The organism is Kingella denitrificans ATCC 33394 (assembly GCF_000190695.1).
In the GTDB taxonomy this organism is placed as follows: Bacteria; Pseudomonadota; Gammaproteobacteria; order Burkholderiales; family Neisseriaceae; genus Kingella_A; species Kingella_A denitrificans.
In genome coordinates, this window is record NZ_GL870929.1 from 296,749 (window position 1) to 318,980 (window position 22,232).

Consider the following 22,232-nt stretch of genomic DNA (forward strand, 5'->3'; position numbering starts at 1 on the left):
ACGCAAGGCAAAGGGTAAAACCCCGATTCTGCCATACGGCGGCGCTTGGTTTCAAGCAGCCTGCACCGGCGCAAAGGGTGCAGGCTGCTTTTGTCGGTTTACACAGGTTTGCATTTGCCGCAAATTGCGTTAAAATCACGCATTCCATTTCAGGTAAATGATCATGACAAAATTTATTTTCGTAACCGGCGGCGTTGTCTCCTCACTTGGTAAAGGCATTGCCGCCGCTTCCATTGCCGCCATCCTCGAATCGCGCGGTCTGAACGTGACCATGCTCAAACTCGACCCGTATATCAACGTGGACCCCGGCACGATGAGCCCGTTCCAGCACGGCGAAGTGTTTGTGACCGACGACGGCGCGGAAACCGATTTGGATTTGGGCCACTACGAACGCTTCATTAACGCCACTATGACGCGCAAAAACAGTTTCAGCGCGGGGCAGGTATATGAAAACGTGATTGCCAAAGAGCGCCGCGGCGACTATCTGGGCGGCACGGTGCAGGTGATTCCGCACATCACCGACGAAATCAAACGCCGCATTCACGAAGGCGCGGCGGGTTACGACGTGGCGATTGTGGAAATCGGCGGCACGGTGGGCGACATCGAATCGCTGCCGTTTCTGGAAGCCATCCGCCAAATGCGTAGCCAGCTCGGCCGCACCAACACCCTGTTCGCCCATTTGAGCTATGTGCCCTACATTGCCGCGGCGGGCGAAATCAAAACCAAGCCCACGCAGCACACCGTGAAGGAAATGCTGAGCATCGGCCTGCAGCCCGATATTTTGATTTGCCGCATGGACCGCATCCTGCCGGAGGACGAACGCCGCAAAATCGCCCTGTTCTGCAACGTGGAAGAGCGCGCCATCGTGGGCAGCTATGATGTGGACAGCATTTACGAATGCCCCGAAATGCTGCACAACCAAGGCATCGACACGATTATCTGCGAGCAGCTGCAACTGAACGTGAAGCAGGCCGACTTAACCGAGTGGAAAAAAATCGTCCACGCGATTCAAAACCCCAAACACGTCGCCAGAATTGCGATGGTGGGCAAATATGTCGATTTGACCGAGTCTTACAAATCGCTCACCGAAGCGCTGAAACACGCGGGCATCCACACGCAGACCGATGTGCAGATTACCTATATCGACAGCGAAAACATTGAAAAAGACGGTGCAGGCTGCCTGAAAGACTTTGACGCGGTGCTGGTGCCCGGCGGCTTCGGTTCGCGCGGCGTGGAAGGCAAAATCAAGGCGGCGCAGTTTGCCCGCGAAAACGGCATTCCCTATTTGGGCATTTGCCTGGGCATGCAGATTGCGCTGATTGAATACGCGCGCCATGTGGCCGGGCTGGAAGGCGCGAATTCCACCGAGTTCGATTTGAAATCGCCGCACCCCGTGGTCGCCCTGATTGACGAATGGCAGACGGAAGACGGCAGCGTGGAAACGCGCGACGAAAATGCCGATTTGGGCGGCACCATGCGGCTGGGCGCGCAGGAAGTGGCGTTGAAACCCGGCAGCCTCGCCGCCAAAATCTACGGCGCAACGCAAATCCGCGAACGCCACCGCCACCGTTACGAAGTGAACAACCATTATGTGCCGCAGCTTGAAGCGGCCGGCCTAGTCATCGGTGGCGTGTCGTCAGGACGCGAGCGGCTGGTGGAAACGATTGAAATCCCGAACCATCCGTGGTTCTTCGCCTGCCAGTTCCATCCGGAATTCACGTCCAATCCGCGCAGAGGGCATAAATTGTTTGAAGCGTTTGTGAAAGCGGCGCTGGCGCATAAACAGTAATTCGGATATTGAAAAAGCAGCCTGCACTTTGTTTTTAGAGTGCAGGCTGCTTTGGTTCTGGGATAATCCATTTGATTTATAAGAATAAAAAACAGCCTGCACATTTGCCAACCGCGTGCAGGCTGCTTTTATCATTCTGCCGAATGCGCGCGCAGCTTTGTGGCAAAAAACACCATCAGCCCGCCCAGCAGCAGTGCGCTGCCCATCGCCAGATGGATGCCGTCCAGCATCGCCTGCTGCGGCGTGGCGGCGGAGGATAATTTTTCGCCGATTTGGGTGGTGCCGACAAAAAACGCCGCGCCCACCGCGCCCGCAATCGGGTTCAGCGTGGTGATGATGGCGGCACCGTGCGCATTCAGACGTTTGGGCAGCGCGTTCAGTCCGTGCGTTTCTCCGGTAATCGCGGCGGAGACGGACACCGCCATCAAAGCGAACATGGCCGATAACACGACGGTCTGCGTATCCGTTCGCAAGAATGCCCACAAAATAGCCAGCGCGCCCACCATAAGGCACGAAGCCGGCAGCACGACAAAACGCCCGCCTTTTTTATCCAGCAGCCTGCCGAAAAGCGGCGCAGCAATGGCTTGGGCAATGCTGGCCGGCATCAGAATCAGCCCCGTGACCGTGCCGGTGAGCAGCAGAACCTGCTGGGTGTACATGGGCATGAGCAGTTCCAAGCCCAAAAACAGGAACGAGGCGGCGGACAGAATCATCACGCTGTAACGGAATTGGGCGTATTGGAACGCGCGCAGGTTCAAAAGCGGCGTGGCGATGCGGAATTGGCGGCGGACAAACCAAGCGGTCAGCCCCAGCGATGCGGCAAGCAGGGCGGCGAATGCAGGCAGCGGCATCGTGGCGAAATTGCTGCACGCATACACCAGCATGCCCAGTCCGAGCACGGACAATACGGCCGACAAAATATCGATTTTCGGGCGCGTGACGGTGGTTAGGTTCACATTTAAGAATTTCATCACCAGCAGCATGGCGGCTAGCATGAATGGAATGGTGAGGCCGAACAGGAAACGCCAGTGGGTGTGGTCAATGATGATGCCCGACAGCGTGGGCCCCAGCGCAGGGGCGACGGTAAACATTATGGTAATCACGCCCATGGCCGTGCCGCGTTTTTGCGGCGGGTAAATCGCCATAACGCCGTTGAACAGCAGGGGGACGAAGAACGCGGCCGAAACCGCCTGCACCATGCGCCCCGCAATCAGCAGCGTAAACATGGGCGCAAACGCGCAAATCAACGAGCCCAGCAGGAAGGTGGCCTGCGTGAGCAGCAGCATTTTTTTGGTGGGCAGCCATTGAATCAGGTTGGCGGTGATGGGGGTGAACGCGCCCATCACCAGCAAAAAGCCCGTGGTCAGCCACTGCACGGTGGTTTTGTCCACACCGAAATCCTTCATGATGGGCGTGAGCGCGACATTGAGCAGCGTGTCGTTCAAATAGCCGAAAAACGCGCCGATAAACAGGGTGGCAATAATGGTTTTGGCGGGGAATTGCGGGTTGTCGGAGAAATATTCGTGTTGGGTGTCGGTGGGTTCGGTAGATGTGCTATGCATAATTATTACGATAAAACAATAATATACGTAATATTATAACGTGCAGGCTGCTTTTAGGTCAAACTCAAAAGCAGCCTGCACGTTTAATTCAAAAGGATAAGGCGGGCGGGTTTAATTGCCGTTGCGGCGTTGGCTGGCTGCCTTGCCGCTTGCTTCCACATTGCACACCACGTTAGCCGCCACTTTGGACACGCCGCGCAGACGGTTGAACGGCACGGGCGTGCCTTGGGTATTGGCTTGCGGATTGGCTTCGCGTACGGTTTTGTTGGCGCATTGCACGGTATAGAACTTGGTGGAACGATCGCCGTTGCGCAGATATTCGGCCAATGTTTTGCCCGGAACCACGGCAAATCCTGGCGCACCTCGGAATACGCTGACCACATGAATGGACGCGATTTTTCCTTCGCGCGCGCCGCCATCGATGAAGATATAGGCTTGGTCGGCATCTTCGGCAGGTGTGCCGTACAGCGAATAGCCGTCAATGCTTTCCAGCGATTGTAAATCGGCAAAGCTCGGGTCTTTGGCGAATGCCGCGGGTGCCAATACGGCCAATGCGAGCAGTAACAGGTTTTTTTTCATTACGTTTCCTTTAAGTTGGAATGCCGCTTATGAACGGCAGGGGTTGCACGGCAAACGCCGCATTGCGCATCAGCTTCGCTTCCGTTGGGGCATGGGTTTGCCTTACACAGGAAGCCGGCCGATTTGCGGTAATCTTCGCGCAGCAGGGCGCGGTTTGTTGGAAGCTGAACATGCCCGATGGCCGGTAGGTTTAAGGGACGTATCGTTTGATAGTGATTTCTACGCGGCGGCCTTTGCGCTGGAACGAGGTTGCGCGGGTTTATTCTACGATGGCAATGTCGGGCGACGGGAGTTTCACGGAAAGCTCGACCAGATAGGCTTCGCTTTTGCCATCGCTGTCGCCATCATACAGCCTTTTGCTGCGGTGAGGGAGGTTACAAGCAGCCTGCACATCGGCAAAATGCCAGATTTCAATTTTGTCATTGTACACGGCTTCCGAATGTGCGCCAAATCTCGGCGCGTGCGCCACCGCAGGCATTTCATGCGCCGAATTTAGGTTTAGGGATTGCACGGTTTTGGCCAGTTGGGTGGGTGCAGGCTGCTTTTCGGATATTGCCGTATTCCGTTTTCATTTCGTTTGGAACAGCCGGCCTGCAATTTGATTCACGGCATTTTGCAGCTTTGCCGCCTCATCCGCCGTCCAGTTTTCACTGCTGCTGATGTCCTGTCCATAAACAAAATCGCATTTGAAGCGGAAGGATTTTTGTACGGGCAGGAACACAAAGCAGAAAATATCGGCTTCGGGCGCGAAAACTTGTTCCTGCAGCACAAATTCAGGCGCATTCTGGAGCGCGGCGGCAAGGGCAAGGCAGCGTTCGGCATCGTCGCCCGCAAGTTTGCAATAAAACAGGTCGTGCATTTTTTACCCCGTACCGTGTAGGCTGCCTGAAAACATCGGGCGGCTTTTTTATGCCGTTTTTTGCGGCAGGCCCGATTGCAGGAAATCCGCCGTTTCGCGGTAAAACGCCAGCACGGCCTGCGCGTTTTGCCGTTCCGTTTCTTCGGCGCAGAGCTGTATGGCGGTTTCGTCTATCAGCGCGCGCAGGGGGCGGCGTTTGGTAGGGTTGCCCCTGTCCAGTACGAAATACAGGATGCCGCCGTCCTGCACCAGCCTGCGGCACGCATCGGCGATATGGCTGTTGAAAAACAGTTTTTGCAGCAGTTCGGTGCGTTGTTTGTCGTTTTGCGGCGGGCGGGCGGCTTTGGGCAGCAGCACGGTTTTGTTGCACACGGTGGACTGCGGTTGCGCCAGCGCGTATGCGGGCAGGTAAAACATCATCGACATGGCTTTCAGGATGTCGTCAAAATGTTCTTCGGCCTCTTCATCGCCCTGTTGCAGGCTGCCGGGCAGGAGGCAGGCGCGGAACACGCAGTACCATTCGCTTTGGCCTACGGGCAAATCCAGCCCCAAATCCAAATAGAAATGGCCGCGCCACCGCTCCACAAAACCCCACGCTGCGCGGTTGGCGCGCACGCGCGGCAGATGCAGGTAGGGATTGCGGCAAATCCGCAGGTAAAGGCGGATCAGGCAGGCAATGTTGCCGTAATAGGCGGGATTGAGCTTCGGGATGCGTTTGGTGCGGGCTGCTTTCTGCACTTGCGGGGAGAGGCGCGGCGGGCGTTTGGGTTTCATGATTTTGGTTTGGGTAGCGGTTGCAGGCCGTCTGAAAAAGCAGCCTGCACCCCGTCAGTTCTTCATCGACTGCACCGGCGCGGGAATCCTTCCGCCGCGGTTCACGAATACTTCGCAGCTTCCTTCCTTCACGGGCATAATCGGCGCGTAGCCCAAAAGGCCGCCGAAGTCCACGCTTTCGCCCACGCCTTTGCCGGTAACGGGGATGATGCGCACGGCGGTGGTTTTGCTGTTAATCATGCCGATGGCGGCTTCGTCGGCGATGATGCCGGCAATGGTGGCGGCGGACGTGTCGCCCGGCACGGCCACCATGTCCAGACCCACGGAGCACACGGCGGTCATAGCTTCCAGCTTGTCCAGCGTCAGGATGCCGCTTTCCGCCGCCGCAATCATGCCTTCGTCTTCCGACACGGGGATGAACGCGCCGCTCAGCCCGCCCACAGCGGAAGAAGCCATCATGCCACCTTTTTTCACCGCGTCGTTCAGCAGCGCGAGTGCGGCAGTGGTGCCGTGCGTGCCGCAGATGGTCAGGCCCATGGCTTCCAGAATGCGGGCAACGGAATCGCCGACGGCGGGCGTGGGCGCGAGCGACAAATCCAAAATGCCGAACGGGATGCCCAGTATTTTGGCCGCTTCCTGCCCGATGAGTTCGCCCACACGCGTGATTTTAAACGCGGTTTTCTTCACGATTTCGGCGATTTCGGTCAGGTTTCGGCTGTCGCAGTCTTTCAAGGCAGCCTGCACCACGCCGGGGCCGGACACGCCCACGTTGATAATCGCGTCCGCCTCGCCCGAGCCGTGGAACGCGCCCGCCATGAAGGGGTTGTCTTCCACCGCGTTGCAGAACACGACGATTTTGGCGCAGCCGAAGCCTTCGGGCGTGATGTCGGCGGTGCGTTTTATCGTGTCGGCGGCGAGTTTCACCGCGTCCATGTTGATGCCCGCGCGCGTGCTGCCGATGTTGATGGAGCTGCACACGATGTCGGTGGTTTTCATGGCTTCGGGAATGCTGTTAATCAGCACGCGGTCGGCGGGCGACATGCCCTTCTGCACCAGCGCGGAAAAGCCGCCGATAAACGATACGCCGATGGCTTTTGCCGCCTTGTCCAGCGTCTGCGCGATGGAAACGTAGCTATCCGCGCCCGTGGCCGCCGCGATTTGGGCGATGGGCGTTACGGAAATGCGCTGATTCACAATCGGCACGCCGTATTTGGCGGAAAGATGCTGCGCGGTGGCGACTAGGTCTTTGCCGATTCGGGTGATTTTGTTGTAGATGTTTTGGTTGAGCGTGTCGATGTTTGGCGAAATGCAGTCGTGCAGGTCGATGCCGATGGTGATGGTGCGCACGTCGAAATTTTGGTCGGACACCATGCGGATGGTTTCTAGGATTTCGTTGGAATGGATTTGGGACATTTTGGGGTTTCCTTGTCTATATATTTGTTGGTTGTCGGGGTGCAGGCTGCTTTGTATGCAGCGCCTTATTCAAATTCGCTAATGCTCCATTTGTCATTAGACGGTAAGTTGGTCAATAGTCCCAGCGGGATATAAAAATGGTAGTCTACCAAATAGTATCCGGTGGACACGAGCCAATTGGGGTTCTCGGCGTTCATACAGCGGATTTCCTTTGCCGTTCCCTGGATATTTTTGTGCAAGGTGCGGGCGGGGATTTCGCGCGCGATGGCGCACGAATACCGAACGTAGTTTTGGTTTTCGTCAGATTCGGGTTGAGCCATATCGTTTTGCTTGCCGCGTTCGCTTATGGTGGTCTTGGTACTGCTGCTATAGCCGAATTGAGTGCCTGCCGGTGCGGTCTGCCACAAGGTGTCTTGCGAATATCCTTTTAATTTACGGCGAAATACCCATTTGGGATCGGAATATTCGATATCCATATCCTCCCACAAACCCAAAAAGCCCAACGAAACGCGTTGGCTTTCTCCATCGTTCAGGCGGATAGAAAAAATATTGGGGGTGTCGGTGGGGCGGATAATCAGGGTCTTGCTTTGCTGGCTTTCCGGGGATCCGCCGAACAGGGTAATTTTGCCGACTGTCCGTTTGGGCGGCTCAATCTGATACGGCGCAACCAAACGGCGGAGGTTGTCGTCCAACTGCGGCATTGCGACATTATCCTGCGCCCACGAAAGCAACGCGGCGGAAAGCAGAATGATGGAAATGATGTGTTTTTTCATGGTTTACTTTCGTGGCACAGAATGTAAAAAATGTTTCAGGCAGCCTGCATCAATACGGCGGCAGCAAACGCCGGAATCCGTGCGCCAATATAACGGGCATCATCAGCAGATTGCGGGCGAAGGTTACCATGCCGCCGAAACGCCGCGCTTTTTGCGGTCGGCCGCTTTGGCAGGCTTCGTCTGCCTGTTTGGCCAAAGCGGCGAAGAAGTCTGGCGTGAGCAGGGGCTCGCACCATGTTCCCGATACGGCGGCAAACAGGTTTTTGCCGTACCGCACGCCGACAATGCCGCCGAAGATAGCCGCCGTGGTGTCGGTGTCGCCACCCTGTCGTATCAGGCTGTCCAAGCCTTCGGCCGGGCGGTCGCGGTAGGCCTGCCATGTTTGGAATACGGCAGGGACGGTGTGGTACATATAGCCTGTGATGCCACGTTTGGGGTCGGGGGCGTAGGTTTGCAGGCCGTCTGAAAATTCGTTGTCGCCGATTTGCTGCAATACGGCGGCGGTGATGGCTTTAGTTGTCCAGTCGGGATGGCGGGTTTCGTACCACGCGAGCAGGGCGACGGCAAGTGCGCCACGATAGGCTTTCGGGTCGGTATGGGTCAGTTCGGTGCTGATTTTGACCAGCCGACACAGTCCGTCCAAATCGTCGCACAGTACGCCCAACACGGATGCGCGCATGGCGGGGCCGTTGCCTGCCGAATATACACCCGTGCGCCCCAGCCCCAGCCACATTTTTAAACAGCTTCGCAGCGTTGCCAGACCGATTCCGGCGGGCAGGCGGGCAAACCACCATTTCAGACGGCCGCGTAGGCTGCGGCGGAAAATTTCCGGGTCGCCCGCGCCGTCTATCCATGCTTGGGCAGCCATCACGGCGTGTTCGGTGTCGTCCGAAACCATGCCGCCGTGCAGCAGGGGTATTAGGGCGTAGCGGCGAGGCACGAAGCGTTTGCCGATACGGCGTGGGGAAAGCCCTTCGTAGGGCAGCCCGTAGGCATCGCCCGCCGCCGTGCCGAGCAGGCTGCCTGAAAGCGGATGGGTCATAGAATTTCTCTCGTTTTACGGCTTATTTTGGTGTGCAGGCTGCTTTTCCCTGCTCAACCGCCGCCGCGATATCAGCCATCTGACAAGCACAAACACGGGAAATGACAGCAAAAACGCCAAAAATCCGTGCCCCACGCTCCATACTTTGAACGACACGGGAATCACTTTATTGTCGGCGGCGATTCGGTAGCGTGCGGTCATAAAAGCATTGGCATCCAATCGGTTGCTGGCGTAAAACAGCTCGAACGTGTCGGGCGGCAGGCGGGTCAGTTGCAGGTAGATGCCTTCGCGGTCGCGCAACACGGTGTCTTCGCGCACCAAGGTTTCGCTGCTTTTCCATCGGTTTAACTGGCGCGGTTCGATTTCGCCTTGCGCGTTGCGGACGGCCACGGCAAACAGCGAGCTGATTTCGTCGCCTTCGGCATACTGCTGCGCCGGGCGGTGGCGTATACCCCAGCCCAACGCCATAAAAATGGCCAACCATAGGGCAAAATTTAGGACAAGGCTAATCAGCCGTCGGCACAGGGGTATCATGGCGTAACTCCTTCTTTTCAGGCGGCCCAATTAAATTAAATGTGCAGGCTGCTTAAGGATGGCTGCCGCGCAGCACATCTCTTTGTTTTTCATAAACATGGATATAATCGATTTTGCCGGTGGCGCCGTCATAATGGATTTCGACAAACGGCAGGTCGGGGTCGTTGCGGCTGTTGTGGCGGTAGAAGCGGTTTTCGGCGGGAGCGCGTTCACCGTATTGGCGGAAAAATTCCGGCAAATCATCAATATGGTTGAATCCTTTTCCAAATCCGCCGTATTGCGCTTTATGCTCGCTGTTCGGGTTGATGGAAAAATAACGGCCTGCGCGCGGCTCTTTGTTTGTGCCGTCCGTGCGCCATGTGCCGCTGCCGATGCTGACGGTGCTTTGCGGGCGCATGTTCCGCATTTCGTTTTCAACACGCTTGGCCGTGGCGGCATCCAACGTGCGTTTGCCCGTCATGACCTTTTCCATTTCACGGCTCACCTTGTCCGTATAATCCGGGTCGTTCGGATTCAGTTCGGGGAACATAATGGCGTGGATATCAGGCACGGGATTGATTTGCCACGCTTGCTCCAATTCTTTCGGGCTGTATGCAAACAGGCAGGGGCTGTCCAGATTTTCCGTGATTTGGCGCATTAGGTCTTCCATATCGGCAGCGGGGCGGAGATTGGTGCATTTCCCATTTGGCGCAAAGGTTTGCACTTTGCGGTCGGGAAGGGCGATGGGTGCAGGCTGCTTTGTTGCGGTATCGTTTTTCGTCGAAGCCGACGGTGGCGATGCGGCAGCGCCGTTGCTTTCTTCGTGCGAGCAGCCAAGCAGAAGCAGCAACGCTGCGGACGATATACCGAGCATGCCCCATTCCATTATTTTCATACAATCCTTTTTTTTCAATACGTTCAAAGCAGCCTGCACTTTGAATACCCAGGTGCAGGCTGCTTTTTTCAGATTCGGTGCATCGCGTTAAAGATTTCTTCGTTCTGAATGCGGATTTCCAAAGCCAGGTTTTGGCTTTCTTTGGCGAACAGCTCGGCCAGTTCGGTAGGCGTTTTGGTGCATTTGGCGGTATCGACCAAAATAATCATAGTGAAAAATTCGCCCATCAGCTGCTGGCTGATGTTCAGGATATTGATTTGGTGTTCGGCCAAAATTTTGGATACGTCGAAGACGATGCCGACGCGGTCTTTGCCGATAACGGAGATAACGGATTGGGTCATTCGGTGTCCTTTCGGGCGGATAAAAACGGGGAATTATAGTTCAGCGGGCGCGAATCTGCCACTCATTCAGCGGCTGTTGCTTGGGATGATGCGGATTTCCCTGCCGCGCAAACCGACAGGCACGTCCAAAAACAGTTCCAGCAAATCGTTCAGGAAACGCCTGCCCAATTCGGTGGGGCGCAGCACGTTTGGGGCGTGGTCCAGCAGGCCTTTTTGCCGCGCTTTGGCCAGCACGGGCTCGATTTGGGCCAGGGAAATACCGGTGCGTTCGGCAAACAGCGCGGCCGGCACGCCGCCGGTCAGGCGCAGGGCGTTCATCATAAATTCAAACGGCAAATCGTTTGGGGCAACGGTTTTGTGGTCGATGGCAGCCTGCACGTTGCCCTGCATGGCGGCCAGATATGCTTCGGGATGGCGTTTGCGCACGGTGCGCTCAATGCGGTCGTGGTGCGAGATTTTACCGTGCGCGCCCGCGCCGATGCCGATGTAGTCGCCGAACTGCCAGTAATTCAAATTGTGCCGTGCGCGGCTTTCGGGCGTGCGGGCGAAGGCGCTGGTTTCATAGCGCTCGAATCCGGCGTGCTGCAAGGCGGAATGCACCGTGTCTTCAATATCTTGTGCGGTATCGTCTTCGGGCAGGCCTTTGGGTGGCGTGTGGCCGAAGGGCGTGTTCGGCTCCAAGGTAAGCTGGTAGGCGCTGATGTGCTGCACGCCGAACGACAAAGCAGCCTGCACATCGGCCAGCGCGTCTGCGGCATTTTGCTGCGGCAGGGCATACATCAAATCAATATTGACGCGCTCGAAAATGCGGCAGGCTTTTTCGATGGCGGTGCGGGCTTCGTCTGCCGAGTGGATGCGCCCCAGCGCGGCGAGCTTGCGGTCGTCGAAACTCTGCACGCCGATGGACAGGCGGTTGATGCCTGCGCTGCGGAAGCCTTGGAATTTGTCGTGGTCGAACGTGCCGGGATTGGCTTCCAGCGTGATTTCGGCTTCGGGGTTCAGTTTGACCAAGGCGCGGATGCCGCTGAGCAGCCGGTCGATGGCCGATACGGAAAACACGCTGGGCGTGCCGCCGCCGATAAATATGGTTTCGATGCCGCGCCCCCAAAAATGGGGCAGTTCGTGCTGCAAGTCGGTGAGCAGGGCTTGGACGTATGCGTCTTCGTCCAGCGTGGTTTTGATGGTGTGCGAATTAAAGTCGCAATACGGACATTTTTGCAGGCACCAGGGGATGTGGACGTATAAAGACAGCGGGGGCAGTGCGGTGAGCTGGGTCGGGTTCATGATGGGGAATGGCGGTGGGTGGCGTGCGGGCAGTCGGGGTCGTGGGCATTAGGCAGGTAGCCTGTGCTGAGCAGGAATTCGCCCACGATTTCGTTGCCCATGAATTTGAAATGCCGCTTGAACAGGGAAACCCATTCGCTGCGGCTGCGCGGGTGGTGCTGTTCCAGCCATTGGTGGAAGCTGCCGTATTGTTGTTGCAGCTGTAGGATTTGCCGTGCGTTGAAAATAGCAGCCTGCACTTTCAGGCGGTTGCGGATAATGCCGCTGTCGGCCAGCAGCCGCGCCACATCGTGTTCGCTAAATGCGGCCACGGCGGCAATGTTAAATCCTGCGTAGGCTTTGCGGAAGGCTTCGCGTTTGTGCAGCATCATGGTCCAGTTCAGCCCGGCCTGGTTGATTTCCAGCACCAGCCGTTCGAAGAGTGCGTTGTCGTCGGTTAAGGGGTGGCCGTATTCGCGTTCGTGATAGGCTTTGTTGGGGTTGTCCGTATCGTCGGGCAGGCTGTTGCACAGTTGGCAGTAGGTTTGACTCATTGGGGCGGATTTGTTTTTTGGGTTTTTTGCTGCACCATATTGAAGAAGCCGCGCAGGATGTCGATGTCTTCGGTGGTGGTGTCGGCGCGTGAAAACAGGGAATGCAGGCGGCGCACCATGCGCTCTTGGTTGCGCTTGCGGAAAAAGTCGAGCTGTTCCATGGCCTGTTCCATGTGCCGCACCATGCCGGCCACTTGGTCGGCGGTGGCCAGGTTGCGTTCGGGTATCAGGTAGCTCATGTCTTGGTGGGTTTGGCTGAACAGTTCGTAACACACCACTTGCACGGCCTGCGCCAGATTGAGCGAGAAATAATCGGGGTTGCCGGAAATGGTCATCAGGCGGTTGCAGTGCTGCACTTCGTCAATGCTCAGGCCGAAGGTTTCGTTGCCGAACACCAGCGCCACGCTTTGTCTGGCTTGGGCGGCTGCTAGCAGGCTGGGGGTGAGTTCGCGCGGGGTTTGCAGCGGCGAGGTGAGCTCGCGGCGGCGGCTGGTGAGGGCGCAGCTCAACACGGTGCCGGTCAATGCTTCGGGCAGGCTGCCCACAATCACGGCGTTTTCCAATACGTCGGCCGCACCGGAGGCGAGCGTGAAGCTTTCTTCGGGTAGGCAAAAATGTGCAGGCTGCTTTGGGTCGAACGCGGGCGGGTTCGGCGTCATCGGCGTTTGCATGAGGTTGGGCGCTACCAAATACAGGCGGCTCAACCCCATGGTTTTCATGGCGCGGGCGGCGGCACCGATATTGGCCGGATGGCTGGTGCGGCTCAATACGATGCGGATATTGGCAAGATAGGGCGGAACGGTCGAGATCATGATGTGTGCGTTAAAAAGGGAAGCGGTTATTATAGTGAAATTCGCGGCGAAAAGCAGCCTGCACCGTGTTTTTCAACGTGCAGGCTGCTTTTCGGGCTTGGGAACGCGTTAAGGCAGGTATTCCGGCCGCAAGATGCCTTTCAATTCGTCCGGTGTCACCGTCAGCTTCACCACGCCTGCGGCAAACGGGGCAATTTCGTACGGGCTGTAATGGAACGCCAGGCCGTCCGCCGTCAGTTCGAAGCTGTCGGTCAGTTCGGCTTTTTTGCTGAAGGTTTCTTTGTGTTGGCGAATCAGCGCAGCACCGTTGTTGCCGTCGTATTCCTGATTGTCGGCCAGAATAAATTCGTCATAACGCTTTTGCAGCAGCGCGTCCAAAGCCGCCAATTTGCCTTCTGCTACGATATCGGCGATGTTCAACACGCGGCGTTTTTTCAAATCTACCGTGACGTATGATTCGGCATAATTATTGTGCGCGCCGCCGCTGTAACTGTCGTGGATCAGGCGGAACGTGGCCAGCCGGCCGCGCTGGTATTGGAAGCTGAAGTCGGTGTTGTCGTACAGCTCGTTAATCGCCGATTTTTCTGCGGCATAGTCTTTCAGTTCGTTTGCCGATTCGGCCACATTGTGGTCGATGAGTTTTCGCAACGCGGCATCGGATTTCACTGCAGGCTGCCCTTCGGCGGAGAAATCTTCATATAACCGCTGTTTCAGCAGCACATCCAGCCATGCGATGCCGGTTTGGGGCAGGCGGATGTTGGATTTGGCGCAATAGGTCGGGTGGCCTTGCACGCATTGGGTTTTGTCGTACAGCACCACGCTGGCCGTGCCGACCACGGGAATGCCCGATGCTTGCGGCGCAGAAGCAGCCTGCACATCCGATGCGGCAACAGGCACGGAAGCAGCTGCCGATGTGCCGGCGGAAGAAGCTGAAGCAGGGGCAGAGGCTGCCTTGCCGGCAGGCGTGTCGGCGTATTGGCTGTTGCCCGACGGCTGGCAGGCGGAAAGCAAAACGGCAATGGCGGTGAGGACGGGTAATTTGTTCATGGCGGCAGGCCTTTCTGTTGAACGGGAATGATGGGCAGATTATAACAGCGGCGGTTGGAACGTGCAGGCTGCTTTTCGGACTTTGCAATCTTTTTGTTCAGTGCAGGATCTCTTTAATTTTATTCCGCAAATACCGTTTCCAAACCCAATCCGCTCTCTTTCACCAAGCGCAAATAAGCCAGCATGAATTTATACCGTGCTTGAGCTGGTTTCTGTTCTGCTTGGGCGACTTCCTGCCGGTTGCGAATGCCGTATTCAACCCAATCGGTTCTTTCTATACAAAATAAGTAATTCTTTGAGTATCCTATCTTCAGATATTTCATATTTTATAGGCGGCATATCTGATTGCCTTATTCGCCTATACAGAAATCCAAAGCACAAAAAATGCGCGAACCGAAATCCGCGCACGTTTAAATTACCCAAAAGCAGCCTGCACTTTATTTAGGCGATGAATTGGGTGTCCGGCATGCTGCCAAAACGTCCAACTGCGCCTGATAAGGCTTCACGCTGTCGTGGCGCACATCGGCCAAACTCAATGCAGTGTGGAAGAAATTGTCTTGCGAATAGGGCTGCCCTGCGTTTTTGCGGACACAGGCCATGTCCAGCGACGAATGTTTCAGCCATGCGGGCGAGAACCACATTATCATCGGGATGGACGTTTGCTCTTTCGGCGCAATGGCATACGGCGTTCCGTGCAGATAAATGCCGTTTTCACCCAAGCTTTCGCCGTGGTCGGACATATAGAGCAGCGAGCTGCGCCATTCCGGGTGTTGCTCCAGCCGTGCAATGAGCTGGTCGAGGAACTGGTCGACATACACAACGCCGTTGTCATAAGTATTGACCAACTGTTCGTTGCTGCAACGGTTGATTTCTTTTGTGTCGCACGTCGGCGTGAAGCGGCGTTCTTTGTCGGTATAGCGCTCAAAATAGGTCGGGCCGTGGTTGCCGATGGTGTGTAGCACAATCACCGTATCTTTCTTGATGTTTTGCAACAGCTTGTCCAATTCGGGCAGCATAATGTTGTCCAAACACTCGCCGTCGGTGCAGTATTCGGGCAGGTTCAGCTTCACCATATCCGCCACGCTGCTGATATTCTGGCACACGCCTTTGCAGTCGCTGTTGTTTTCCAGCCAGTGAATGTCCGCCCCGGCGGTTTGCAGGATGTCCAACAGGTTATCCTGCCGTTTGGCGCGGACTTCGTCATACGTTTCGCGTGTCAGGCTGGAGAACATGCAGGGCACGGAAAGCGCTGTGGCCGTGCCGCAACTTTGCACGTTCGGGAAATTCACCAAGGCATCGCCTTTAGCAATCCTTTCGGCCAGCTTGGGCGTGGTTTGGTGCGCGTAGCCGTTCAAGCCCCAGTTTTTCGCGCGCGTGGTTTCGCCCACCACCAAAATGGTCACGTTCGGTTCGGAAGCGGAATGCGCCAACTGCGCGCCTTGCCCCAGCGCCAGATACGGCATATTTTCACGGCGTATCTGTTTGATTTTACTGGCCACCGCGCCAATCGCATTGCTGGGCAGAATCATGTGTTTCAGGCTGTTGTGATTGCGGAAAAACGAAGCGTAATCCTGATAAAACAGCGCGGCAATCAACAAAATCACCAGCACGGAAACCAGCATGGAGGCAAGGCGGGACAGCAGTTCTTTCCACCATGTGCGGTACACGATTTTGGTGCGAAGATACAGAAATACCGGCACGATGCCGAGGAAAAACAGCCAGGCAATGTACGACGGGCTGAACATGCGCATGGTTTCAGCCGGCGTGGTCTGTAACACGTTGTCCAGCATGTCGCGGTTGAAATACACGTCAAAAAACAGGCTGTTATAGCTGATAGCCACGCCGATGAGCAGGATGAGCGGCATCAGGATTTTGTGCGCCAGCGGCAGCATCAGCAAATGAAACAGCAGGTTGCAGGCGCACAGCAGGAACAGCGGCACGGTATAAATAAAATAATCGTGAAAGGTGCCGATGGGCTGATAGAGCTGGAAGACTTTCAGGATAATCGGAAGATTGAGCACGAAGGCGAACAAAGCAGCCTGCAGGAACACCACCCGGTTGGCCGATGCTTGGAAGCGGGGTAACAACATATTTCACTATGCCAAAAAAGCGGCGATTATAGCACGCCGATTGCCTTTCTGTGGGGGATGAATATTGTTAAAAAGCAGCCTGCACGTTGTTTTTTAGAGTGCAGGCTGCTTTTGGTATGCGCGAATTTATTCCGCCGTTATTGCGTCAATGCGTTCGCACCATTTTTGTCGGGTTTCGTTGTCCAAAAACGCGGCTTGAAAACTGTTTTTGCAGAGCTGCGCGATTTCCGCCGTGCTCAAAGCGAACGTTTGCTGCAAGGCGGTAAAGTTGTCGTTCACATAGCCGCCGAAATAGGCCGGGTCGTCCGAATTGACGGTAACCAACACGCCGCGTTGCAGCAGGCGGTGCAGGTTGTGCTGCGCCAAATCGTCCACCACTTTCAGCTTCAAATTGCTCAACGGGCACACGGTGAGCGGCATTTGCTCGGCAATAATCCGCTGCATCAGCGCTTCGTCTTCTTCGGCGCGCACACCGTGGTCGATACGAGAAACATGCAGCAAATCAAGTGCTTCATGCACATAATCGGGCGAGCCTTCTTCGCCGGCATGGGCCACGGTCAAAAAGCCGTGTTTCCGCGCTTCGGCAAACACGCGCGCAAATTTAGACGGCGGATTGCCCACTTCGCTGGAATCCAGCCCCACACCGATGATGTGCTCGCGGAACGGCAATGCCTGCGCCAGCGTGGCAAAGGCTTCCTCTTCCGACAAATGGCGCAGGAAACACGTAATCAGCGCGGTGCTCATGCCCCATTCCTGCCGCGCCGTGTCGCAGGCACGCCGAATGCCGCCTATCACCGTGTCAAACGCCACGCCGCGCGCCGTGTGGGTTTGCGGGTCGAAGAAGATTTCGCTGTGCACCACGTTGTCTTCACGGCATTTTTGCAGATAGGCATAGGTCAAATCGAAAAAATCCTGCTCGTGCCGCAACACCGCCGCACCCGCATAATAAATATCCAAAAAAGATTGCAGGTTGTGAAATTGGTAGGCGGCGCGCACTTCTTCCACGCTTTGATAAGGAATGGCAATGTGATTGCGTTGCGCGATTTGAAACATCAGTTCGGGCTCGAACGTGCCTTCAATGTGCAGGTGAAGTTCGGCTTTGGGCAAACGGGAAACGGCTTGAATCGGGGTCATGGCGTATTGGCTAATTTTGTTAAGAAGGGTAAAATTAAAGGCGATTAATATGAAGAATGGGTAAGGGAAACGGGCGGCCTGCATGAAATATACCACAAAAAACCGCCCACCCGCCGCTTTATCCGAAGTGCAGGCTGCTTTGGGAGGCGGAATCCGGATAAAGCAACAATTTGGAAATCACCACCATGAAAATAAAAGAAAAATTGCCCTGCCTGCTGGCAGCATTCCTGTTGGGCGTGTGCGCGTGCGCGTCCGCCGGTGGGAAGGACGGGCTGACGGACGAAGAGCGCGATATGCTGGCCTTGATTAACGATGCGCGCGCACAAGAGCACTATTGCGGCGACGAATATATGCCCGCCGTGCCACCGCTGCATTGGAATGCCAAGTTGGCGCGGTCGGCGCAAAATCATGCAGCCGATATGGCGGAAAAACATTATTTCAGTCACAACGGTTTGGACGGGAAAACGCCAGCCGAAAGAGTGAAGGCGGCTGGATACACAGGCTGGGGTGGCTGGGAAAACATTTTTGTCGGCTATCGGGGCGAATCGGACGCGGCGTTGGCAATGGAAACCTGGATGAACAGCCCCGGGCATTGCAAAAACCTGATGAATCCGGAAATTACCGAAGTCGGCATGGCATCCGCGCTCAGCCACGCGCGCGACAACCCGAATTACTGGGTACAGAATTTCGGTATGGATTTACAGACGTTCCGCCGCGAAAAACCGGGCTATATTCTGCCGTGAGCCATTGAGCCGCCCGTGGCGGAATGAAGCGTAAGCAGACGGTTTGCATGGCGTATCGCCGCCATACCCACTCTTTGGCCGCTGTTCCAAAAAAGCAGCCTGCACTTTGAAAAACGAAGTGCAGGCTGCTTTTATGCATTGCATTACGCTGCTTGGTTGGCCAAATATTGCAGCAGCAGCGGAATCGGACGGCCGGTGGCACCTTTGTCTTTGCCGGATTTCCAGGCGGTGCCGGCAATGTCCAAATGTGCCCATTTGTAGTTTTGCGCGAAGTGGGCAAGGAAGGTGCCGGCGGTAATCGTGCCGGCGGGGCGGCCGCCGATGTTTTGCAGGTCGGCGAAATTGGATTTGAGCTGTTCTTTGTATTCGGGGAACAGCGGCAGTTGCCATGCTTTGTCGTTGCTTTCGCGTGAGGCGGCGAGCAGTGCATCCACCAAATCCTGGTCGTTGCCCATCAGGCCGCTAGTCAGGTGGCCCAATGCGATAATGCATGCGCCGGTGAGCGTGGCCACGTCAATCACGGCTTTGGGCTTGAAGTTTTGTTCCACATAAGTCAGCGCGTCGCACAGCACCAGGCGGCCTTCGGCATCGGTGTTCAGGTTTTCGATGGTGGTGCCGTTCATGGCGCGCACCACGTCGCCGGGTTTGGCCGCGCCCGCATCGGGCATGTTTTCGCAAGTGGCCACCACCACGGCCAGGTTAATCGGCAGCTTGGCTTTCACGGCGGCGATAAATGTGCCGATCACGGTGGCCGCGCCGCACATGTCGTATTTCATTTCGTCCATGCCTTCGCCGGGTTTCAGCGAAATGCCGCCGCTGTCGAACGTGAGCCCTTTGCCCACCAGTACGATGGGGTCGGCCGATTTGTCCGCCGCGCCGAAATATTGGAGTTCCAACAGTTTGGGTTCTTCCTTGCTGCCTTTGGCCACGCCCCAGAAGGAGGGCATGTTGTCGCGGATGTAGTCGCCGCCGAGGATTTTTGCGGCCGCGCCCAGTTGCTGCGCTTCTTTGGCGGCGGTTTCGGCCAGATAGGTCGGCGTGCAGACGTTGGAGCCGGTGTTGGCCAAATCTTTGCACAGGTTCATGCCGTATAACAAGGCTTCGGCGCGGTTTAAGGCAGCCTGCACGCTGCCGGCGTGTTCTGTATGCACAAAAGCAGCCTGTACCAACTTGGTGGGTTTCGCTTCGGATTTAAAGCGGTCGAAACGGTACACCGCTTCGCCCAAAGCGGCGGCCAAGGCGGCGGCCACGCGCGGTGCGTTTTCGGCGCAAAACGGATTCAAATCAACAGATAATGCAGACTGCTTCTGCGCCCATGCGGCTGCTTCTTTTGCCGCTTTTTGCAGTGTTTCCACAGACAAATCGTCCAAACGCAGCAGTGCAACATGGTGCAGGCTGCCTGCAACGGGCAATGCGGCGGCGGCAAACGATTGGCCGTCTTCCAACGATTGGAACAGCAGCTTGGCGGTTTCGTCTTTCAGTTGTGCGGCTTCGGTGCAGACAAATAATTGCGCGGCTTCGGCGTGCGCGGCGGTGGCGGTGGAAAACTGCATGGTGTGTCCTTTCAGAATAGGGTTCGGGGAAACGTGCGTATCATAACGCAAAACAGCGGGCGCGTCAGGCAGCAGGCGGTGTGCAGGCTGCTTTCTTGCGGCTAAAAATGATGCACAATCAGCTTTTTCCCTTTGTAATCCAGCACGTCCACATCCATATCGAACAGCGTCTTGATGTTTTGCGCCGTGAAGACTTCGTCTGGACTGCCGGCCAACTTCACTTCGCCGCGCTGCATGGCGACGACGTGGTCGGCATAGGCGGCGGCCATGTTGATGTCGTGCAGCACAACCACGGTGGTGCGGTTGTGGCGGTGCGTCAGTTCGCGCAAAAGTTGCATGAGCTGGCGGGCGTAATACATGTCCAGATTGTTGAGCGGCTCGTCCAGCAGCACGTATTCGGTGGACTGGCAGAACACCATGGCAATCAGGGCGCGCTGGCGTTGTCCGCCGGAAAGTTCGGTGAGGTAGCGGTGGGCGATGGGTTCGAGCTGGAATTGGACGACGGCCTGTTCCACAATGGCTTTGTCTTCGTCTTTCGGGCGGCCCTGATGGTAGGGGTAGCGGCCGAACATGAGCAGGTCGCGCACGGAGATGCGGCTGTGGATGCTGTTTTCCTGCGTGAGGATGGAGAGGATTTTGGCGGCTTCAGCGGTGGGAGTGGCGGCTAGGTCACGGCCGTTGTAGGCAATGCTGCCGGACTGGACGGGTTGCAGCCGCGCCATTAGCGAGAGCAGGGTGGATTTGCCCGCGCCGTTCGCACCGATGAGGGCGGTGATGCCGTTTTGGGGGATGTCGAGCGTGATGTTGTTGAGTATGGGATGGCCGTTGATTTGGTGGGAAATGTTTTGGATTTGTATCATGTTGTGCTTTCTTGGTTTTTTAGGGTGCAGGCTGCTTATGCGGCAAATTCGAAACGTACGTTTTCAAACAGGGCGAAGGCGTGCGGATTCAGCGCGTGCAGGGCGACTTCTACGGCGGGTTCGCGCAGTTGCGGCCAGTTGCCGCTCCACACGCAGGCCGCCTGCACTTTCGCGCCGTTTCGGACGAGGCGGCGGACAACGTCCAGCAGGTATAGTGTTTCGCGCTGTTCTTGTGCGGTTTCTTCCCCGTTTTTTTCAGGCTGCCTGAAACCGCCGTTGTCCCAAAACGGGTGGCTGCCGTCATAAGGGTCGCCGTAAAAGTCGAAGCAGCAGGCGCAGCCTTCCTTGTTGCCTGCCACGTCGTATACATACGGGTAGGGCAGGTTGGCGGCGCGGGTTTCATCAGGTTCTGCCAGCCGGAACAGCACGCCTTGGCCGTCGTGGCGGGTAAGGTCGGTCGGGCTGTCGGTGGCAAGGAGGACGGTGAAACACATGGGGATTCCTGTTTTGGCGGGATTTTCGGGGTGCAGGCTGCTTTATCGGGCTGCCCCGTTTCAATAAAAATCGTAATACAGTGCCCATTCGCCGTTGTCGGGATTGCGGGAGAACAGCAGGCTGCCGTTGTCTATCACATTGAAACAGGCTTTTTCATCGCTAGAAATCTGGAAGACAAACTCAAAATTGCCGTCGCCCATCAGCAGGCGGCCGCCTTGGTTGCGGCAAATGCCCGATTGGCAGAAGGAAGGATAACCGCCGAATTTGTGGCGGTAGTCGTGTTCATCCCCTATGTCGGTGTAGTAATCCAAATGATCCGCATCGTGGGATTCGCCATAATCGCCTTCCAAATCACAGATTTCGTCTTCCAAATCCGCATCCAGCCCGCCGCCGTCCCAAATGGGGAAATCCTGTTCCACCGGCACGGGTTTGAGCGGGAAGGGCTTGGGCGAACCGTCGGGCGCAGCGGGGTAGTCGTAACGGACGAGTTCGTCATCGGCGGTATATTCCCGAATCAACCAGCCCTTGCCCTGGCGCCCTACATATTCCCTAAATATCATATCCCCGCGTTTCACTTCCACTTTGTCCATCTCGGGAATTTCTTCCGCCATAAATACCGTCAGCCAGGTTACATGCCGTAACTGTTCGGGTACATGGGGCAAATCGGGCAGGTAGAACTGCGCTAGCGGATAGAGCGGTTTGCCGTCATTGTCCGTAACCGGTTTTTCCATCTCTTCCGGCTTGCACAAAAACACGCGGCCTATCCAGTTTTCGCGCTCGCTTTCTGTCGGCCGGAAGCCGCCGGTTTCAAACGCCGTGCAGGGGCGGGCGATTTTCTGCCGCAATTCTTGGATTTTTGCGCCGATGGTGGGATTTTTTTCAATCATTTTCTAATTATGTTCGTTAAAACAATGGGTCAGCTGCGTATTTTGCCAATGGCAGATCGGGGTGCAGGCTGCTTTTCGGGCTGTCTGAAATTTTGCTTGCGGCGCGGCTGGTTGCTGCGGATTCGGCAGTTGGCGGCAACGGGCGGATGCGGCGGATGTCGGCCGGAACCTTTGCAAAATACCGCCTTCGGCACATTTCTCCGCGCTGTGCTTCCCGAGTGCCGGAAAATATTTCCCCCGTTATCCACACCTTG

General features: G+C 56.4%; 23 protein-coding genes and 1 pseudogene. 2 read left to right on the plus strand and 22 right to left on the minus strand.

The window, feature by feature from the left end; translation table 11 throughout:
- Nucleotides 1-163: 163 nt before the first annotated feature.
- Entirely contained in the window at nt 164-1,789 is a 1,626-nt protein-coding gene (gene pyrG, locus HMPREF9098_RS01440; protein ID WP_040564156.1) for a CTP synthase, read from the plus strand.
- A 131-nt stretch (nt 1,790-1,920) separates the two neighbouring features.
- Here the strand turns inward: pyrG and HMPREF9098_RS01445 are convergent, their stop codons facing one another.
- From HMPREF9098_RS01445 to HMPREF9098_RS01530, 18 genes and pseudogenes are all read right to left on the minus strand, one after another.
- Entirely contained in the window at nt 1,921-3,351 is a 1,431-nt protein-coding gene (locus HMPREF9098_RS01445; RefSeq protein WP_003781256.1) for a DHA2 family efflux MFS transporter permease subunit, read from the minus strand.
- 111 nt (nt 3,352-3,462) lie between these two features.
- Nucleotides 3,463-3,930, minus strand: a complete 468-nt coding sequence (locus HMPREF9098_RS12170) for a hypothetical protein (protein ID WP_003781259.1) — start codon at nt 3,928-3,930, stop codon at nt 3,463-3,465.
- Between the two features lie 259 nt (nt 3,931-4,189).
- Nucleotides 4,190-4,441 (minus strand): hypothetical protein, encoded by a 252-nt coding sequence (locus tag HMPREF9098_RS01455; RefSeq protein ID WP_147285406.1) that lies wholly within the window; start codon nt 4,439-4,441, stop codon nt 4,190-4,192.
- A 57-nt stretch (nt 4,442-4,498) separates the two neighbouring features.
- Nucleotides 4,499-4,789, minus strand: a complete 291-nt coding sequence (locus HMPREF9098_RS12065; RefSeq protein ID WP_003781267.1) for a hypothetical protein — start codon at nt 4,787-4,789, stop codon at nt 4,499-4,501.
- Nucleotides 4,790-4,837: 48 nt separating this feature from the next.
- Complete coding sequence (locus tag HMPREF9098_RS01465) at nt 4,838-5,563, minus strand: hypothetical protein (RefSeq protein WP_003781269.1); 726 nt, start codon at nt 5,561-5,563, stop codon at nt 4,838-4,840.
- Nucleotides 5,564-5,617: 54 nt separating this feature from the next.
- The gene (locus tag HMPREF9098_RS01470) at nt 5,618-6,976 is read right to left on the minus strand and encodes a PFL family protein (protein ID WP_003781271.1); all 1,359 of its coding nucleotides are present in this window, start codon (nt 6,974-6,976) and stop codon (nt 5,618-5,620) included.
- A 65-nt stretch (nt 6,977-7,041) separates the two neighbouring features.
- Nucleotides 7,042-7,749: a hypothetical protein gene (locus HMPREF9098_RS01475; RefSeq protein WP_003781273.1), complete on the minus strand. Its 708-nt coding sequence runs from the start codon at nt 7,747-7,749 to the stop codon at nt 7,042-7,044.
- A 49-nt stretch (nt 7,750-7,798) separates the two neighbouring features.
- Nucleotides 7,799-8,791, minus strand: coding sequence for an ADP-ribosylglycohydrolase family protein (locus HMPREF9098_RS01480; RefSeq protein WP_003781275.1), 993 nt, complete (start codon nt 8,789-8,791; stop codon nt 7,799-7,801).
- A 15-nt stretch (nt 8,792-8,806) separates the two neighbouring features.
- Nucleotides 8,807-9,325, minus strand: coding sequence for a hypothetical protein (locus HMPREF9098_RS01485; RefSeq protein WP_003781276.1), 519 nt, complete (start codon nt 9,323-9,325; stop codon nt 8,807-8,809).
- A 52-nt stretch (nt 9,326-9,377) separates the two neighbouring features.
- Complete coding sequence (locus HMPREF9098_RS01490) at nt 9,378-10,199, minus strand: NMB0938 family lipoprotein (RefSeq protein WP_040564157.1); 822 nt, start codon at nt 10,197-10,199, stop codon at nt 9,378-9,380.
- A gap of 68 nt (nt 10,200-10,267) precedes the next feature.
- On the minus strand, nt 10,268-10,540 hold the full coding sequence (locus tag HMPREF9098_RS01495; RefSeq protein ID WP_003781279.1) for an ACT domain-containing protein: 273 nt from the start codon (nt 10,538-10,540) through the stop codon (nt 10,268-10,270).
- Between the two features lie 66 nt (nt 10,541-10,606).
- Complete coding sequence (gene hemW / locus HMPREF9098_RS01500; RefSeq protein ID WP_003781281.1) at nt 10,607-11,824, minus strand: radical SAM family heme chaperone HemW; 1,218 nt, start codon at nt 11,822-11,824, stop codon at nt 10,607-10,609.
- The gene (locus HMPREF9098_RS01505) at nt 11,821-12,357 is read right to left on the minus strand and encodes a DNA-3-methyladenine glycosylase I (protein WP_003781282.1); all 537 of its coding nucleotides are present in this window, start codon (nt 12,355-12,357) and stop codon (nt 11,821-11,823) included. Before HMPREF9098_RS01505 ends, hemW begins: the two co-directional genes overlap by 4 nt.
- Nucleotides 12,354-13,169: an RNA methyltransferase gene (locus HMPREF9098_RS01510; RefSeq protein WP_003781284.1), complete on the minus strand. Its 816-nt coding sequence runs from the start codon at nt 13,167-13,169 to the stop codon at nt 12,354-12,356. The genes HMPREF9098_RS01505 and HMPREF9098_RS01510 overlap by 4 nt, the downstream gene beginning before the upstream one ends.
- 108 nt (nt 13,170-13,277) lie before the next feature.
- Nucleotides 13,278-14,216, minus strand: coding sequence for an RsiV family protein (locus tag HMPREF9098_RS01515; protein ID WP_003781286.1), 939 nt, complete (start codon nt 14,214-14,216; stop codon nt 13,278-13,280).
- A 119-nt stretch (nt 14,217-14,335) separates the two neighbouring features.
- Nucleotides 14,336-14,473, minus strand: a pseudogene (locus tag HMPREF9098_RS01520) (TolC family protein); the annotation flags it as partial.
- Nucleotides 14,474-14,653: 180 nt separating this feature from the next.
- Nucleotides 14,654-16,306, minus strand: coding sequence for a phosphoethanolamine transferase (locus HMPREF9098_RS01525; protein WP_003781289.1), 1,653 nt, complete (start codon nt 16,304-16,306; stop codon nt 14,654-14,656).
- Between the two features lie 126 nt (nt 16,307-16,432).
- Nucleotides 16,433-17,440, minus strand: coding sequence for an adenosine deaminase (locus HMPREF9098_RS01530; RefSeq protein ID WP_040564158.1), 1,008 nt, complete (start codon nt 17,438-17,440; stop codon nt 16,433-16,435).
- A 185-nt stretch (nt 17,441-17,625) separates the two neighbouring features.
- Here HMPREF9098_RS01530 and HMPREF9098_RS01535 point away from each other — a divergent pair, with 185 nt between their 5' ends.
- Complete coding sequence (locus HMPREF9098_RS01535) at nt 17,626-18,183, plus strand: CAP domain-containing protein (protein WP_003781291.1); 558 nt, start codon at nt 17,626-17,628, stop codon at nt 18,181-18,183.
- A 143-nt stretch (nt 18,184-18,326) separates the two neighbouring features.
- On the opposite strand, the gene HMPREF9098_RS01540 is transcribed toward HMPREF9098_RS01535, so the two are convergent.
- The 4 genes from HMPREF9098_RS01540 to HMPREF9098_RS01555 form a co-directional block, all read right to left on the minus strand.
- Entirely contained in the window at nt 18,327-19,736 is a 1,410-nt protein-coding gene (locus HMPREF9098_RS01540; protein ID WP_040564159.1) for a leucyl aminopeptidase, read from the minus strand.
- 101 nt (nt 19,737-19,837) lie between these two features.
- The gene (locus HMPREF9098_RS01545) at nt 19,838-20,596 is read right to left on the minus strand and encodes an iron ABC transporter ATP-binding protein (RefSeq protein ID WP_003781295.1); all 759 of its coding nucleotides are present in this window, start codon (nt 20,594-20,596) and stop codon (nt 19,838-19,840) included.
- 35 nt (nt 20,597-20,631) lie between these two features.
- Nucleotides 20,632-21,090 carry a hypothetical protein gene (locus HMPREF9098_RS01550; protein ID WP_003781296.1) on the minus strand — a complete coding sequence of 153 codons (459 nt, stop codon included), beginning with the start codon at nt 21,088-21,090 and terminating at the stop codon, nt 20,632-20,634.
- Nucleotides 21,091-21,150: 60 nt separating this feature from the next.
- The gene (locus HMPREF9098_RS01555) at nt 21,151-21,978 is read right to left on the minus strand and encodes a DUF1963 domain-containing protein (protein WP_003781298.1); all 828 of its coding nucleotides are present in this window, start codon (nt 21,976-21,978) and stop codon (nt 21,151-21,153) included.
- Between the last annotated feature and the right edge of the window lie 254 nt (nt 21,979-22,232).